This window comes from Paenibacillus sp. RC73, assembly GCF_044908085.1.
Classification (GTDB): Bacteria; Bacillota; Bacilli; order Paenibacillales; family Paenibacillaceae; genus Paenibacillus; species Paenibacillus terrae_A.
Window position 1 is genome coordinate 540,443 of the sequence record NZ_JBIYCV010000003.1, and the last position, 16,375, is coordinate 556,817.

The 16,375-nt window shown below is 42.2% G+C and carries 8 protein-coding genes; all 8 read left to right on the top strand.

The window, feature by feature from the left end; genetic code table 11:
• Window positions 1-6 precede the first annotated feature (6 nt).
• The 8 genes from ABH897_RS09360 (at window position 7) to ABH897_RS09395 (ending at window position 16,292) form a co-directional block, all read left to right on the top strand.
• Window positions 7-768 (top strand): WecB/TagA/CpsF family glycosyltransferase, encoded by a 762-nt coding sequence (locus ABH897_RS09360; protein WP_283653567.1) that lies wholly within the window; start codon window positions 7-9, stop codon window positions 766-768.
• 137 nt (window positions 769-905) lie between these two features.
• Window positions 906-2,036, top strand: coding sequence for a glycosyltransferase family 4 protein (locus ABH897_RS09365; protein ID WP_044648751.1), 1,131 nt, complete (start codon window positions 906-908; stop codon window positions 2,034-2,036).
• A 193-nt stretch (window positions 2,037-2,229) separates the two neighbouring features.
• Entirely contained in the window at window positions 2,230-6,249 is a 4,020-nt protein-coding gene (locus ABH897_RS09370) for an S-layer homology domain-containing protein (RefSeq protein ID WP_404580900.1), read from the top strand.
• Window positions 6,250-6,600: 351 nt separating this feature from the next.
• Entirely contained in the window at window positions 6,601-9,735 is a 3,135-nt protein-coding gene (locus ABH897_RS09375; protein WP_283653565.1) for an efflux RND transporter permease subunit, read from the top strand.
• 20 nt (window positions 9,736-9,755) lie between these two features.
• Window positions 9,756-11,102, top strand: a complete 1,347-nt coding sequence (locus ABH897_RS09380; RefSeq protein WP_404591675.1) for an efflux RND transporter periplasmic adaptor subunit — start codon at window positions 9,756-9,758, stop codon at window positions 11,100-11,102.
• Between the two features lie 538 nt (window positions 11,103-11,640).
• A complete protein-coding gene (locus ABH897_RS09385; RefSeq protein ID WP_404591677.1) occupies window positions 11,641-14,016 on the top strand; it encodes a copper amine oxidase N-terminal domain-containing protein in 2,376 nt (791 codons plus the stop codon).
• Between the two features lie 99 nt (window positions 14,017-14,115).
• Complete coding sequence (locus ABH897_RS09390; RefSeq protein ID WP_404580897.1) at window positions 14,116-15,654, top strand: stalk domain-containing protein; 1,539 nt, start codon at window positions 14,116-14,118, stop codon at window positions 15,652-15,654.
• 56 nt (window positions 15,655-15,710) lie between these two features.
• A complete protein-coding gene (locus ABH897_RS09395; protein WP_283653561.1) occupies window positions 15,711-16,292 on the top strand; it encodes a hypothetical protein in 582 nt (193 codons plus the stop codon).
• Window positions 16,293-16,375: the final 83 nt, after the last annotated feature.

Below are 16,375 nucleotides of genomic sequence, written 5' to 3' on the forward strand. Positions count from 1 at the left end.
GATACAGTGACAGTTGATAAGGTTACGAATGTGCCTACCGTCCCGATTTTCGGTGTTCCGGTATCAAGGCTTAATATGAAAGATACATTAAATGTATTGATCCAAGCGGTAGAGTCTCGCCGTCCGCATCAAGTAATTACTGCTAATCCAATTATGGTTATGGCTGCATTGGAAAATCCAATGTACATGTCCGTGATGAAGCAGGCGGAACTCATCGTCCCGGATGGGACTGGCGTGGTTTGGGCCGCAAATTATGTAGGGCATCCAGTACCAGAACGTGTGGCGGGTTTTGATTTGTTACATGAATTGCTTGGAGCTGGAGAAAACTATCATTGGAAGGTTTATTTGCTCGGATCGACATCCGAGGTGATTCAAGCGACTGCACAACGGGTACATGAGCTTTATCCTGGAATTACGGTTTGCGGCAAGCGTGACGGATTTTTTGGACCGAAAGAGGATGAAGCAGTGATTGCAGCTATTCGTGAAGCAAATCCCGATTTGCTGTTTGTAGCACGTGGAGCAGACACGCAGGAACCCTGGATTGGTAAATATAAAGAAGAATTAGGAGTTCCCGTGATGATGGGGGTGGGCGGCAGCTTCGATGTCATATCCGGTAAAGCTAAACGCGCTCCTAAATTGTTCCAAAAGCTCAGAGCTGAGTGGCTGTATAGGCTACTGAAAGAGCCAAGTCGCTACAAAAGAATGCTTGCGCTGCCGAAATTCGCCGTGAAAGTGATGCGTGAAAAAGAAAACGTCACAAAAGTGTGATAAATAGCTTGAATCTGCCTTCAAAACCCACTAATTTGCCAGAATATGAAGCTTGGTATTTATTTTCGATCAGAGTATAATTCAATGCGGTTACATCTGAAAAGGGATTGCTTTAAAATTGGGGGTCGAATGATCAAATGCTATTGATCTATATTATTGGTTTCATCATGGCACTGGGACTTGCGCTGTTATTGACACCGCTCGTCAAGAAATTTGCTGTGAAGGTTGGAGCCGTCGATGTGCCGAATGCCCGAAAGGTACATACCCGAATTATGCCGCGTCTTGGCGGTCTGGGGATTTTCCTGGCATTTCTTTTGTCCTTATTGGCGATTTTACCTTTTGTGCCTGAAGGAATGTTGTCCTCACGGGATATTAATTTTATCGCAGCCTTTCTGATTGGCGGAACGCTGATTACACTGATTGGTGCTCTCGATGATCGTTTTGATCTTAATGCAAAATTGAAATTTTTGGCTCAAATTGCCGTTGCGTGTATGGTTGTATTTGCTTTTGATATTCGTGTTGATTTTGTGAATGTGCCTTTTCAGGATGCATATTCTTCTTTGGAAAGCTGGATCTCCATCCCGCTTACGATTTTCTGGATTGTAGGTGTAACGAATGCCATCAATTTGATTGATGGTCTGGATGGACTGGCTGCTGGTGTTTCGGGAATCGCAATCGGAACGATTTTTGTAATGTCTCTTCTGATGGGCAACTATATGGTTGCTATGCTTTGTCTGGTGCTGCTGGGCAGCATTATCGGATTTCTGTTTTTTAACTTTCATCCTGCAAAAATATTTATGGGTGATACAGGATCTCTATTTTTGGGCTTCTGCCTGGCGATGCTGTCGATGCTTGGATTCAAACAGATCGCTATTGTATCGTTTATTACGCCATTGATCATTATCGGCGTACCTTTGTCAGATACATTTTTTGCAATCATTCGTCGCAAGTTGCAGAAAAAACCGATTTTCTCACCAGATAAAGGTCATTTACATCACTGCCTGCGTGAATTGGGCTTTAGCCACAGACAGACCGTATTGATTATTTACGCTATTGCTGCATTTTTCGGTGTATTAGCCGTGATTCAATCATATGCTGCGCTTAATGAAGCGAACTGGGTTATCTTTGTCGTGATATGTATTATGATGTTCTTCTTGCAGATCGGCGCCGAGGTTATTGGTCTTGTCGGTAAAACCAAACGTCCGGTGATTAACACCTTGATTCGGTTGCTGGCTAAGCCAGATTCTCAGACTCGTTCGAAATTATAATTTTTTATTTTAAAAAGTAAGCCTTCAAGCTTGGCGGTATACCGCGGGTTTGAGGGCTTTTTTGTTCTTCGCTATGAAAAAACTCCCTCCTTTTTTGCGTATTTACTAATTTTTTGTATGTTCGCTACCGATAAAAAAGATATTGAATGATTACGTACCCCAAGGTGCGACAGAATCTAAGGAGGACAATGATTTGAAACGATTGCTATCTATGTTGCTGACGGTTGGTCTCATCATTGGCTTGGTGCCGGCGGCCCTGGTAGGTACGGCTCATGCTGCGACGGGAACTTATTTTATTTTTCCAAATGAAAAATATGACGTGGATTCAGCCAGGTCGGTAAACACGGACCGTATTACAGTTAACGGAACGATTAACGGAGTGAACGGAAGCACGATATCATATAGTGTATTCCAGCTCTCCAAAAATGGAACGACCCTTAACGTGGTAAATAAAAATGAGAGCCAAAAGGGCGGAATTACAGTCACTGGCTCCACGCTTAAAGTTACAGACATTAAACTGTTTCCTGGTTTGAACCGAATCACATTCCAAAGCAGCCAAAACTCGGCGGATATGAAGGATTCTATTTACGTAGAGTACCAGGATGGACCAAAGGTTTATGATCTGTCTGCTACGCTGAACGGTAAAACTGAGCAGTTAGTAGAGAACCAGACAGCTGTGCTGACAGACGCTGGTAATAGCGGTTCGGATGACGTTAAAGTGGTCATTCAAGGTACGGCGCCTAATGCTGACAGTGTAACACTCACGTCTGCAAAAAGCAGTAATACGTATACTGTTAACTCTTATACCGGCTACAAACTAACAGGAAGCGTTGTACTCAGTCCGGGTAAAAATATAGTGACTCTTAAAGTGGGTAACGGAACTCAGGCTCTTACGGTTACACGTGAAATTACGATCTATACGGGCAAGCCTGAATTTTCCGATTTGAACCTGAACATGGACGGGAATGTGTCGGCCGATCTGACCACTTCGCCTGACTTTACCGTATCATCTACGAGTGGAGTTGTTTTGAAGGGTAAGGTTTTGGTTCCAGGCGGTGCATCCGATCCGGGAGTGGCTACAATCAATGCACGGTTTACAGATGTGAGTAACAATGGCAGTGCTGTGGGTAGTGCTAGTGGGATTGATGCCACGATTGATACTGCTAATGTGGTTACATCCAATGGTTATAAGGTATATCCATTTCAGGTGACTGTACCTTCAGAGGTTGTGGTGGATCATTTGACCAGAGTATCCTTGGGTCTAACTTATAGTGATACCAGTACCCCGCCTTCTCCATCGGCTGTCCAATTTACATTGCGCAGCAGCACTCAGCCGTATATTGATGATGTAAACTATCTTCCTGATTTTAACAATCAATTGTTGAGTAGAATTAATGGAAGCGGGTCTGATCAGGCGACTGCCATAGATGAAGCTATGAAGTTAACTGGAAGCTCTATGAAGAACAAGACTACAGATGCTCCATCTGTTCCTGTAGGTATGGAGTTCATCGTTGTTAACGGTGCACCTTCTTCAATCAGTGAGCTTTCTGGGGTATCGGTTCATACTGTAGGATCACCTCAAGATGTGATTCGGACAATCAATGGCAAGTCAACACAAGTGAAGAAAATCGTTGCTTATGTAGACACTTTGCCTAAAGAAGGACAGAACGTACTGAATTTTTACCTGAATGGTGACTCGACCAAGTTAATTAAAGCCACAGTGAATCTGTTGCAGGGTCCATTCATGAAATATGATACGATTTATGACGGACAACAAATTCCGTTAAATACCTCCAGCTCAAACTTGAATACCTATAAGCTGACTCAATTGGGCTACTTTAAAGGTAAATTGCTTGATGTGAGCAACACAGCAGATATTCATTACACTGGAAGTAACCGAAATGTATTCCTGTATATTAATAATGTATTGGTTGATTTGGATGGCTCAGGGGCGGACTTTAAGCTTGCTTCTTCCTCGGAAACAGCCGCAGCCAACGCACTGGCAAGCGGGAATAATGAAATCAAATTTGTGTACAAGCCAGGTATTGAATATAGCAATACGGTAAAAGTAAACTTTACACAGACCAATATTCCAGTAATTCCAGTTCCAAACACACAGGGGATTATTCCTTTTACACCTGTTAGTGGCTTGAGCAGTACTCCGAAATATAGCGAAATTGCACCGAAAACAAAAGATGCTAATTTCACTAAAGTGGATGATACCAATTACAATACATCCCTGAAAAATATCAATGTATTTGGTACATTCAGTATTGCTGATTTGGGTAAAGCGGATCAGGTCAATGGTTCGTTAAGCGATATTGCCAATAAAGATCAATATATTTTGGAGATTAAGGGATCGGACGACAGCGAGGTTAATTGGACGCTGAATAATGAGTTTTACTCAGCAGAAGATGCTAAGACAGCATACAACTCTGGTTCCACTACAGATAAATTTACAAATAAAGAATTAAAAGACCTGCTTGTGTACTATCACCCGGACAAAAAGTATTTCAGCTTTGTGTTGAAAAACCAAACCGTTCCGCAAGATGGAACACCAGTAGCCTATAACATTACCTTGTACAACAGTGGCAAGAGCGGACCATTTGCAACGTTCCGACTGCAAGTATCTGGTCAATCCACATCTTTTGATATTTTGCGTCCGCTTCCTGAAAAGAGAATCGTGAATCAAAACTTTGTGCAAGTGGTTGTGAACGCAGGTAATGCAGATAGTGTTATGGTAGGTAAGGAAACAGCAATTCAAGAGGGATTCGATTCTGATTATGATGGCACTGTTGATTACCCTTCAACCTACAAAGCTATCGTCACAGGTCTAAAGGCCAACAAAGATAATAAAATTGACGTAGTGGTTACAAAAGGTAAAGATAAACTGAAACAGACCATTACGGTTAAATATGTGCCTACTAATATTCCTGGTGAGCAGTACATGGAAGCGATGAAAACATCGCACAAAGTGTTTGATGGTAATCTTACACTTGCTTTTGCTAAGGGAACTAGTCTGATTCGTCGGGATTATGATCAACCGCAGCAATTCAAAAATCAGGTTTTCTCTGGTCATACATTGTACTTTGCGATAGCAAATAGCGAAGATGGTGTGGTGGACCGTCATGAATTTGAAACTGAAAAAGCATTGTCGGATATGCAGAGCTTGATTGCAGATGGAAGTAGATACTTCAACAGAGAATTCCCAACTCGTTTTACCAAGTCAAGTCCGGTATTCTGGATTGACCCAGGTACAGCAGATGATATCAAAACGGATGCTTACGATCCGGTAACTTATGGTACTGATCCTTATCAACTGGCTAATAAGTCACAAAATGACAGTAGTAAGATCAAAAACTTCTACTGGCGTGATCCTTCTAATGAATTAGTACCATCCAAGCGTGCAACATTAACCTTGACGTATGATAGCAGTATCGCGCAGGATGCAGGGAAACAAATGACAGTGTTCTATTTTGATTCGGATCTTAAAGATTGGCAGAACATTGGCGGTGTGGTGGATCCGAAGAAACATACCATTAAAGTACCGTTTGATCGTTTCGGCTACTATGTTGTAGCTAAGGTTGGAGAAACGTATAGTGATGTCATTAAGCACAAGTATGCCAGAGATTACATTGAGGCCACTTTGGCTAAGGGTGTCATGAACCCAATGGATCCAATTAATAGCTTTGGACCTGACAGCTACATTAAAAGAGGCGAATTTACGTCTATGATTGTCAAAGGTCTGCAAATTCCTCTTAATTTCAGCGGAGCGAAGCATTTTGATGACGTGTCTATTCCAAATACGATATCGGCAGATGCTCTCTATGATTATCGTTATATTGAAACAGCCGCACGTGCCGGTATTGTAAAAGGTTCGCAACCGAGAATCTTTATGCCGGAAGATGTAATTACACGTCAGGATGTAGCAGTCATTATCGCCAAGGCATTGAATTTGAAGCTGGAGACAGATCACGACAAGATCATGAAGAATCTGTCTAAAACCTTTAAAGATGCAGACAAGATTGATTACTATGCACAAGCATCTGTGCTTGCGATTGCCAAGAAGGGCTTTATCACGGGTTCACCTGTTGATGCTAGTGATCTGAAAAAAGGGTATATGTTTAATCCTACATCTCTGACCTTGCGTGGAGATGCGGCCATTATTATAGCTAAAGTTATGGCTGATAAAAAGTTGCTTCCTAAAATCTAGATCCTAAAAAAACTGAATTTATTGAACATCCCTCCATGCGAACTTGGAATTCCCTTTCATATACATGAGAGGGATGTTTTTTAAAAATCAGCTATTTGACTGGGATTAAGGGCCTATGCCATAATAACAATGAGCAGATAACTGATGGGTAAGTTTACAGCGTTTTTGTTCTTGAACTACCATAAATGCATTTAAATTAACTACTTTTTTTTAAGTATTTATCTCAAAATGTGTTTATTATTTGCTTATATGTTTTTTTGCACATTTATCTGAAACTTTACGCCTATTTCATCGTAGTAGAGGATTAGTGTGCTTAAATGCTACATAAAGAAGTGAGTGGGGAGTGATGAGATGTCTCAGTTTTCAATACGCCGTCCTGTAACAGTATTTATGTTAATTGTTACTTTGTTGATCGGGGGCGGTATTTTTGCGTTAAGACTTCCTGTCGAGCAGATGCCGGATATGAAGCTGCCTATTGCTATGGTAGTGACCAGTATTCCAAACTCGACACCGACAGAAGTTGAGGAATTGGTTACCAAGCCTATTGAAAAAGGTCTATCGTCCATTCAGGATGTGGATACGATTAGCTCTCAGTCTTCTGAGGGGACCTCTATGGTCATGATTCAGTTTAACTGGGGAGTAGATCTAAATCAGGCTACATTGGATATGCGAGATAAATTGGATGGTGTTCGGGGTTCACTTCCCAAAGCTGCCAATTCACCGCGTGTTTTGAAACTGGATCTCAATGCTACACCTGTAATTAATTTGGCATTTACTGGTGATCAGGATGTTAACAAACTGAAGCCTATTGCAGAGGATATCATCGAACCACAGCTCGAAAGAATCTCAGGGGTCGCTTCAGTCGGTTTGTCTGGGGGACAAGAGCGGTTGGTTCGAATTACTGTAGACCAAGCCAAACTGCAAAGTTATGGTATTACGTTAGATCAGATCAGCCAGGCATTATCAGCTAATAATGTGGCCGGCTCTGCAGGTTCTGTTGATCGTGGTAATACGGAGATTCAAATCAGGGTTCAAGGTGAATATCAGGCTGTTTCGGAAATGGGAGAGACTCCGATCACTGTGGGCAAAGGCAGTGTGAAATTAAAGGATGTCGCAACCATTGAAGATTCCTTGGATGATGTCACCACCATTTCCACATACAATGGTAAGCCAAGTATTAATATTTCAGTCACAAAGGCTACCGGAGGGAATACACTTGCCATTGCTAATTCTGTGAAGGAAAGCCTGGATTCAATCCGTAAGAACTTGCCTGCGGGGACTCAGCTTGAGATGGTCACAGACGCTTCCAAACCTATTAGCGATTCTGTACATTCACTAGTAGAGCATGCTGTATTAGGACTTATTATTGCAGCTATCGTGTTACTGTTATTTCTTAATAGCGCACGTTCTACAATTATTGCAAGTATCGTTATTCCAATTTCTTTTGTAGCAACGTTTATGATGATGTATTTCAGTGGACAAACCATTAACATTATTTCATTGAGTGGATTGCTACTGGGGCTAGGATCCTTTGTTGACTTTGCTGTCGTTATTATCGAGAATATTTTTAGACAACGACATGAAGGCAAAAGCATGCTGCAGGGCGCTATTGATGGCTCCAAGCAAGTGGGTAATGCGGTAATGGCATCTGCACTTGCACAAATAGTAGTGTTTTTACCAGTTGTATTTGTAGATGGAATTGCGGGCGTGCTGTTTAAGCCGTTAGCCTTGACCGTAATTTTCTCTCATATTGCTGCTTTGCTAGTATCGCTTTTGCTTGTACCTATGCTTAGTTCACGTTGGTTGCCTACTGTACCAGATGAGTCAATATATTCTTCGGGTACCTATAAAGGGATTAACCCGATTATCTGGTTTAATATCGCCTTTGAGAAATTTAAAGGCGGATACAGCCGTATTCTCAAGTGGGGGATTAACCACCGTAAAAGTGTTTTGACTATTACTTTGCTTATGTTTGTAGCTGCGGCAGCTTTGATTCCTATGGTTAAAACGGAATTTATTCCTGAATCGGACCAAGGTGAGTTTACGCTCTCTGTAACGATGCCTAATGGAACCATGTTGGAAGAAACAGAGAAGGTTGTTCGAGGAATTGAAAAGGAAATTTTAAAGATTCCTGAACTTGATAAAATGTCAGTAACTATAGGCTCTGGAGGCGGTGTATCAAGTGTATCCGGTTCAACATCTGCTAATGCTGCGCAGATTAGCGTTACGCTGAAGGATGGGCATGTCCGGCCTACTGACGACGTGGTAAATGAGCTCCGAAAAAAAGTCGAAAATATCCCTGATGCGGAAATCATTCTTCAATCCTCAACCGGGTTATCAAGTGGATCAGCCGTAAACATCAACTTGAAGGGTGATGATGTAGAAGTATTGCGCGAGCTTTCGGATAATCTCGTAGCTGAGGTTAAGAATATACCGGGAGCGGTGAATGTTAAGAGTACGTTGAATGCTACTCGTGAGGAATATGAGATTACGATTAATCGAGAGCTTGCCAGCCGATATGGTTTGTCAGCATCTCAAATTTTGTCTGTTGTGAGTACCTCCTTTAACGGCTCGGTTGCTACAAGCTATCGTACCGGAGAAGACCAGATTGATGTGAAAATATCGTTGCCGAATGAGTATCGCCATGATCTGGCCTATCTGCAAACATTGCGGATTACAACTGCACAAGGGATCGATGTGCCTCTGTCATCGGTGGCCAGTATCGATAAGCGTGAGGTTCCCGAGACTATTACACGCGAGAATCAAACACGTCAAGTACAGATTACTGCTGACATAGACGGAACAGGAGACATTCTTACAGTTAATCAAAAAATAGATGCTCTCCTGAAAGGTACTCATTTCCCTGAGGGATATAGTGCAGATACGGGTGGTGGACAAAATGAGCAAATGATGGAGTCCTTTACAAATCTGGCAGTAGCTATATTACTATCTGTAGTGCTGATTTATATGGTCATGGCAGGGCAGTTTGAATCCTTGCTTACGCCGTTTGTTATTATGTTCTCGATTCCACCTACATTAATAGGTGTGCTTATTGGTTTGGTTGTAACAGGATCTAGTCTTAGTGTGTCGGCTCTAACCGGTTATATTATGCTCGTCGGCCTGGTTGTGAATAACGCTATCGTCATGATTGATTTCATCATTCAGCTCCGAAAAGAAGGACAAGATCGGGATGAAGCTATTATTCATGGAGCGTCTGAGCGGTTGCGTCCGATTTTGATGACAACGCTGGCTACTGTACTAGCTTTGCTCCCAATGGCATTTGCTACAGGCAGTGGTAACGAGTCACAAGCGCCGATGGCAGTTGTTGTTGTATTCGGGTTATCCTTCGCAGCTGTTATTACATTGGTTCTTATTCCGGTAGTCTACGTTATCATGGATAATAGGATACAAAAGCGTAAAGAACGGAAATTGAAAAGACAGCTCAAAAAAGAAGCAAAGATGCAACAAAAGAGTGTTCACATTTAATAATGAGGTGAAGAGATATAATGAATAAAAAAAGTGCTCTGATTGCCACGACATTGCTTTTGTCAGTTGCATTGGCAGGCTGCGGTGGGGGGGAAGCCCCCGCCGCTCCGGCCGCGGTGCAGAAAACGATTCCGATCCAGGTAGCAAAAGTGGCTAAAGGCAGTATTGAGGATTCATCAGGTATTGTAGGCAGCTTTGCGCCCAAAGACACGGCTCAGGTTGCCCCGAAAATTAGCGGAAAAATACTGAACATTAATTTGACGGTGGGACAAAAGGTAAACAAAGGCGATATTTTGTTTACGATTGATCAGAAAGACCTTCACGACACGATTACGCAGTCTCAGGAATCTTACCAGGTTGCCCTTGCTAGTTTGAAGCAAGCTGAAAGCGGAGCAGCGCAATCTGTTCAGCAGGGAGAGTCTGCTGTGGACCAGGCTAAGAGCGCACTGGTACAGCAAGACAATGCCATTACCCAAGCGCAGACTGCTGTGGTAGATGCCCAGAGTTCTGTGCGTGATGCTCAGAATACGCTAAATCGTAACCAGCAGTTGTTTAGTGCTGGTGCTGTTTCGCAATCTGACCTGGAACAGTCTCAAATAGCTCATAGAAGAGCTCAAACTGCATTGGAAAACGCCCAGCTCTCACTTCATAATGCGCAAACATCCAAGGAAAGTGCCCAGACAACATATACTAATGCCCAGAAGTCATTGCGTCTTGCACAACAGAAAACGGGTATTGATGTAGCACGTGCTTCGGCCAATCAGTCCAAGGCTGCTTTGGACACTGCACGTAGTCAGCTTGTCAATGCTGTAGTCAGAGCACCTATGTCTGGCACCATTTCAGTTGTGACTGGTACAACAGGACAAATGGTCAGTCCTCAGGCGACCGTTGTTACGATTGCAAATACAAATCCTATCCTCGCCAAAGTGAACGTTTCTGAGGAAGAGTTGCTTAAGCTAAAAGTAGGATCTATTGTAACCGTAGGGGTGGACTCTTTGGATAAGCGCATTGAAGCCAAAGTGACAGCTGTCAATCCGGTTATGGATAATGATCTCAAGGCATATCCTGTCGAAATTTCAGTACCCAATCCATCTGGCGAGTTCAAATCCGGTATGGTTGTGTATGTTTATATGAAATCCGAAGCTGCACAAAACATTCTGGTATCACAGGATGCCATTACGGAGCAGGCTGGGAAAAAGTATGCTTATGTAGTTGAGGGTACTACTGCTAAACGGGTAGAAGTGCAAACAGGTCAGGAAAGCGCCAAGGAGGTTGAAATAACCAAGGGGCTCACCGAGGGTCAGACCATTGCCGTTAAGGGGATAAGCCTGCTTACTGACGGTGCTAAGGTTAATATAGTGAAGTAATTTGTTTTGTTCTGGGTGTGCAGGCTATAAAAATTGCTGATCCTCCGTCATTACCTGCTACTTTAAGTGTTCAATCTGGGCGTATCCTTGGGATTTATGTATCCTTTATATTCTATGGATAATGTACAGTGAATATACTCATTAAGGGACTACCATAAATGCGCAAGAGAACTCTTGTACATTAAGGTTGAACAGGTAAAAGTTGTAGGATGACGGAGGAACAGGTTCAATAGTATAATTATGACTGTAGGAAAGCGGAATACATATTCAAAAAAAATAAAAATTTTTTTTGAAACGGACGCAACTTTTCGAACCCATGCTACGTCTAATTGGGTGAGTATGAAACAAAGGGGTACAAAAGCGTAAAGACATAATTCGCTAAAAAAATTCTTTACGACATTGTTATCACATTGTATAATACTGGAGTACGTCATAAATGGACGCTTTCTTTCAACTAGATTCCAAGCTTCTGTGATATTGTCACAGATATCATTTTATAAGGGTTCTCATAAAGCTCGGAAAGGAGGTGTAACGACTGATGAGTGACAAGATCCGACAAAAAGACAAAAATAATATTTCTGGTTATATTCAAGGAGGAGAAAAAAAGGTTATGACAAAGTTTAATAAAAAAATGATCAACGTGCTGGCAACAGCAACATTGGTTGCTGGTGTTGCAGCTCCAATCGCAGCACTGACTTCCCCAACTGCAGTTCATGCAGCTTCTAGCTATACTGCTGTTAATACTCCTAGCATTGGTTCAAGCCAATCTACTACACCTCTTACTTTGGGTAGAGTAAAAGTTAACGTAAGCCAAGCTTCTGTTGGTAAAGGTGAATCTTTCACTGTTACATTGCCTAAAGGCTTTGAATTTGCTACTAACCCTGGAGTTGTTCCTACTGCTATTGATTCTACTTATGGTTTGGGCGTTTACATTGATCCAGGCGATAACAATGATGATGCTGCTGCTCGTGCAGAAACTGGATATGTTCCGGGTGAAGGTTTGACTGTAGAGAAGCTCACTACTAACTCTGCAAGAGTGACTTTCAACTTTACTAACTCTAAAGATAGCGTTGATCTTTATATGAACTTTGGTAAAATCAATGTTAACGGACCTAGCAATGGACCTGTAAAAGCTACTATTGATGCAGCTTCTGCAAGTGGTTTTACTAGCGGCGAAGCGACAATTGCAAACGTAGTTTCTTCTGGTCAAGTATCTTTGTCTGCTGCTGATACAGTTTCCAGTGAAGAAAACTTTACTGCAACTTTGAAAGTTAAAGAAGAAACTGCTGGTTCCTTGGGTACCAACAACATTAAATTGAAATTGCCTAGCGGTTTCAAATGGGACTCCGCTCCTAAAGCCCCAGCCACTATTTTGTATACTTCTAAGACAGACAAAGCAATTAAGCCAGATGATGTGAAGTATTCTACTGATGGCGATACACTTACTTTGTCTTTGAGAACAGTAAGTGACGACCAAACATCTTTCCAATTGCCTGTAGGATTCTATGTTGATGATGAAAACAGTGCTAAAGAGGGCGATGTTACTGTTAGTATCTCTGGTAACGCAACGACTGACGTTAGCTCCCTTGTAGTTGGTAGCTATGGTCAAATCGGTGGTGGCGTTTCCGTTGCTACTCCAACAACAATTCTTGCTGGTCATGATGAGCAAAAAATTGGTGATATCGTAATTAAAGAAACTGTTGCTAATTCCTTTGTAAAAGGACGTACTGTAACTTTGCGTCTGCCTGAAGGTGCTCGTTGGCAGTCAACTTTTGAAAGCAACAACCCTGGAAGCAACTTCTCCGGTTCTATGGAGAACACTAACGGCTTGGGTGGAGCAGAGGTTTCCTATACTGACTCTGACAAACGTACTTTGAAATTGACCTTCAAGAACGCTAACAGCACTACTGACGCTGGTACTTTGAAACTGAAAAACGTTGAAGTTGCTACACAACCAGGTTTCTCCGGTGACCTGAACGTTGATGTTGCTGGTAGCCAAGGTCTGAGCGGTACTGTTAAGGTTGCAGCTGTGAAGCAAGCTGTTACTTTGGCTGCTGCATCCAAACCAACTCTGACAATCGGTCTGGGCGACCAACAAGTTGGCGACATCACAATTACTGAAGCAGCTAAAGAAGCTTTCGTTAAGAAAGATGGTAGCCGTGAAGTAATCTTGGAATTGCCAACAGGCGTACGCTTTGCTGCTACTCCAGAAGTGAAAGTTACAGCTGGTGACGTTAAAGTGAAGAGCGTATCTACTGATACTTACGGCGAAAGCAACAAAGGCCGTCTGAGCTTCTACATCGATAGCGAAAGTGCTACTCCAAGTACAATCACAATCTCGGCTCCTAAGCTGACTGTTGACCGTACTGTAGCTCAAGGCGACATCGTTGCTAAGCTGAAAGGTAGCGCTGTTTCTTACACTGCATACAAAGGCGCAACTGACAACACTCAAAACTGGAAAGACAACAACACTGCAGCTGCTGAAGTAGCAATCGCAACTGTTGGAACTCCAGCTCCAGGTGCTACTAAATCCAAAGCTGTATTCACACTGGGAAGCACTGCTTACACAGTGAACGGCGAATCTAAAACAGCTGATGTAGCTGCTTATGCTGAAAACGGACGCACTTACTTGCCAGTACGTTATGCAGCTGAAGCTCTGGGTGTATCCCAACAAAACATCCTGTTTGACAAAGCAACTTCCACAGTTACCCTGATTAAAGGTGACCGCGTTGCTCAAATCAAACTGAACACTAACCTGTTGACAATTAACGGTTCTGTGGTTCGTATGGACGTTAAAGCTGTAACTAACAAAAACCGTACTGTACTGCCTATCTTCTGGGTAAGCAGAGCGTTGGATGCATCCATCAACTATGATGCAACTGCGAAAACAGTAACTGTTGAAAACAACAACTAATTTAAGAGCAGCTCTTTTGAGTTAACTGAATTAGATGAGAAAAGGGTTCCTTTTGGAGCCCTTTTCTTTTATTAGCCTTATTGACAAAGGAGAGAAATTATGAAACGTTTTGGAGTGGCGGTACTTTCCACATTGGTTCTTTCTTCTGCATTTGCCAATCTTGCAGGGGCTCAAACAGGTAATATAAAGGTTATTATTAACGGTGTAACTCAGCAATATACACAGTCCCCAGTGATTAGTCAAAGTACAACCTTAGTGCCTCTTCGCGGGGTTTTTGAAAGCCTGGGAGCACAAGTGGAGTGGGATAGCAAAGCTAAAAAAGTAATTGCATCCAAAAATGATGATACCTTAACTTTGAATGTTGGTTCTAAACTTGCTTATAAGAATAGTGCTCCTGTACAACTCGATGCAGCTACTCAAATTCAAAAGGGTCAAGTGTTCGTTCCTCTGCGCTTTGTGAGCCAATCATTAGGCGCCAAAGTAAATTGGGATAAGACTACTCGGACGGTAACTATTTTAAATCAAGCTGATGGAAGCACTGCTGGTGATCAAGCCAACAGCTTATCCAGTAAGCCTTTCACAGCTCCTGTGACTAAAGTTACGTATGATACCTACTATAATGATTCTTTGAGCTACGATGATGCAGTTAAACTGGCTATAGCTGATAGTACCTCAGTTAAATCAGGAGAAACCAGTATTGATCAAGCTGGGAAAATCATGAAAGAAGCAGGCAAAAATATTGACTTTGTTCCTGCTGAAGCCGGTGTTGAAGCCTCTGATAAAGCCTTCAAAGGTTATGCTCAAACAAATCTTAACTATGAGACTACAAAGAAAAACTTAGAGATGACTAAGGAAGGCATTCAATACAACGTGAAGGATCTTTATAACAAGCTTCTTCAAAAGCAAAATGCAGTTAAGCTAACTGCATTGAATATTGAAGATGCCGAGCGCAAGCTGAAAGTCGCACAAATTAAAAGAGACAATCAAATGTCAAGTGACTATGAGGTCACTCAAGCAACCAACCAGTTGACTCAAAATCAAGCTGCTTTAGATAAGGCTAAAAAAGATCTGGACAGTGCGTATATATCTTTGAATCAAGCGATTGGCTATAAACCGGAGCAACGTTATGAATTAAAGGATAAGCCTGTCTATTCTGAATTTAAAGATAATGTGGAAACTAAGGTAAGCCAGGTACTTACTAGCAGCACTGCTATTTGGTTAAGTGAGCAACAAGTGGATTTAGCTGAATTAAGCCTAAAGCTTTATAATTTTAATGCTTCTGGAAATACGCCTTACGAAGCTGAACAGCTTAACGTTGAAAAAGCTCAGTATGCTACTGAGGGAACAAAGAAACAGCTCGAAGGACTTGTAAGATCAATTTATAACAACATTAAAGGTTTGGAAAGTCAGTATTCTCAAATTCAAGCTGGTTTAGTGAGCGCTAGAAGTGCGGCCGATATGGCTAAAAAGCAATTTGATGTAGGTTTGGCGACCGAGCTCCAGGTTTATGAAGCCAATCTGAAAGTGACTACCGCAGAACAACAAGCTGAGGATTTAGTTACAAGTATTGATACGTTGAAGCTGGCTTATGACAAGCCTTGGGCTATGCAAGGCGGTTCTTCTGGAGCAAGCCAATAATAATGCTAATATAATTTTTTTTTACAGATGCATTAACCTGCTGTAGGAGGATTTACATGAAATCACGCTACAAAGTATCGCTGGCAGCAGTTTTGCTTGGAGGAGGGATAGTTGCAGGCTCCTTAATGAACAACTCAGTTAATGGAGCCTCCAGCTCCGGACAACCAGGTACAGCTGATGATCCAGTCGTAACCAAAAGCTATGTTGACCAGAAAATCGCTGCGGCAATCAAAGGTGGAGCATCAGCAAGTAGCACTAATAGTAAAACGACTAGCTCAGCAGCCCCCACCACAAATGCTACTTCTAACGCCACGACAGCTGGAGCTTCTAGCTCAGGTAAAGCTTCCACAGCTGTGGAACAGACCGAGGAATTGAAGGTTGTTGATGTAAAGCCTGGTCAAAAGCTGATTGCCAAAGTTGGAGCGGAATTTATTTTACGTAACGGGAATGCTGTTGTTTATACTATGGATGCCAGCGGAGCTATTGATATCACTTCTGGAACAGAAATTGTCCATAATCAGGCGGTTGAGAAAAATCATTTACTATCCTTTCCTAGAGAAGGAAGAGGTATTCAGGTAAAAGAAGGCCAGAAGTTTGGCCTGGTCGTCATGGTACGTGGCGGTTATACTCTCCAATAGGTTGTATGTTGGAATGTTCTTTTTCGTAAATACTTCTTAGGATAGAAAATTGTTCTTGGCTAAGCTGACTCCAAACGCTGCAC

Excerpts from the sequence above, each read along its gene's own strand:
- ABH897_RS09365 (WP_044648751.1), top strand. The coding sequence starts at position 906 with ATGCTATTGATCTATATTATTGGTTTCATCATGGCACTGGGACTTGCG.
- ABH897_RS09375 (WP_283653565.1), top strand. The coding sequence starts at position 6,601 with ATGTCTCAGTTTTCAATACGCCGTCCTGTAACAGTATTTATGTTAATT.
- ABH897_RS09380 (WP_404591675.1), top strand. The coding sequence starts at position 9,756 with ATGAATAAAAAAAGTGCTCTGATTGCCACGACATTGCTTTTGTCAGTT.
- ABH897_RS09385 (WP_404591677.1), top strand. The coding sequence starts at position 11,641 with ATGAGTGACAAGATCCGACAAAAAGACAAAAATAATATTTCTGGTTAT.
- ABH897_RS09390 (WP_404580897.1), top strand. The coding sequence starts at position 14,116 with ATGAAACGTTTTGGAGTGGCGGTACTTTCCACATTGGTTCTTTCTTCT.
- ABH897_RS09395 (WP_283653561.1), top strand. The coding sequence starts at position 15,711 with ATGAAATCACGCTACAAAGTATCGCTGGCAGCAGTTTTGCTTGGAGGA.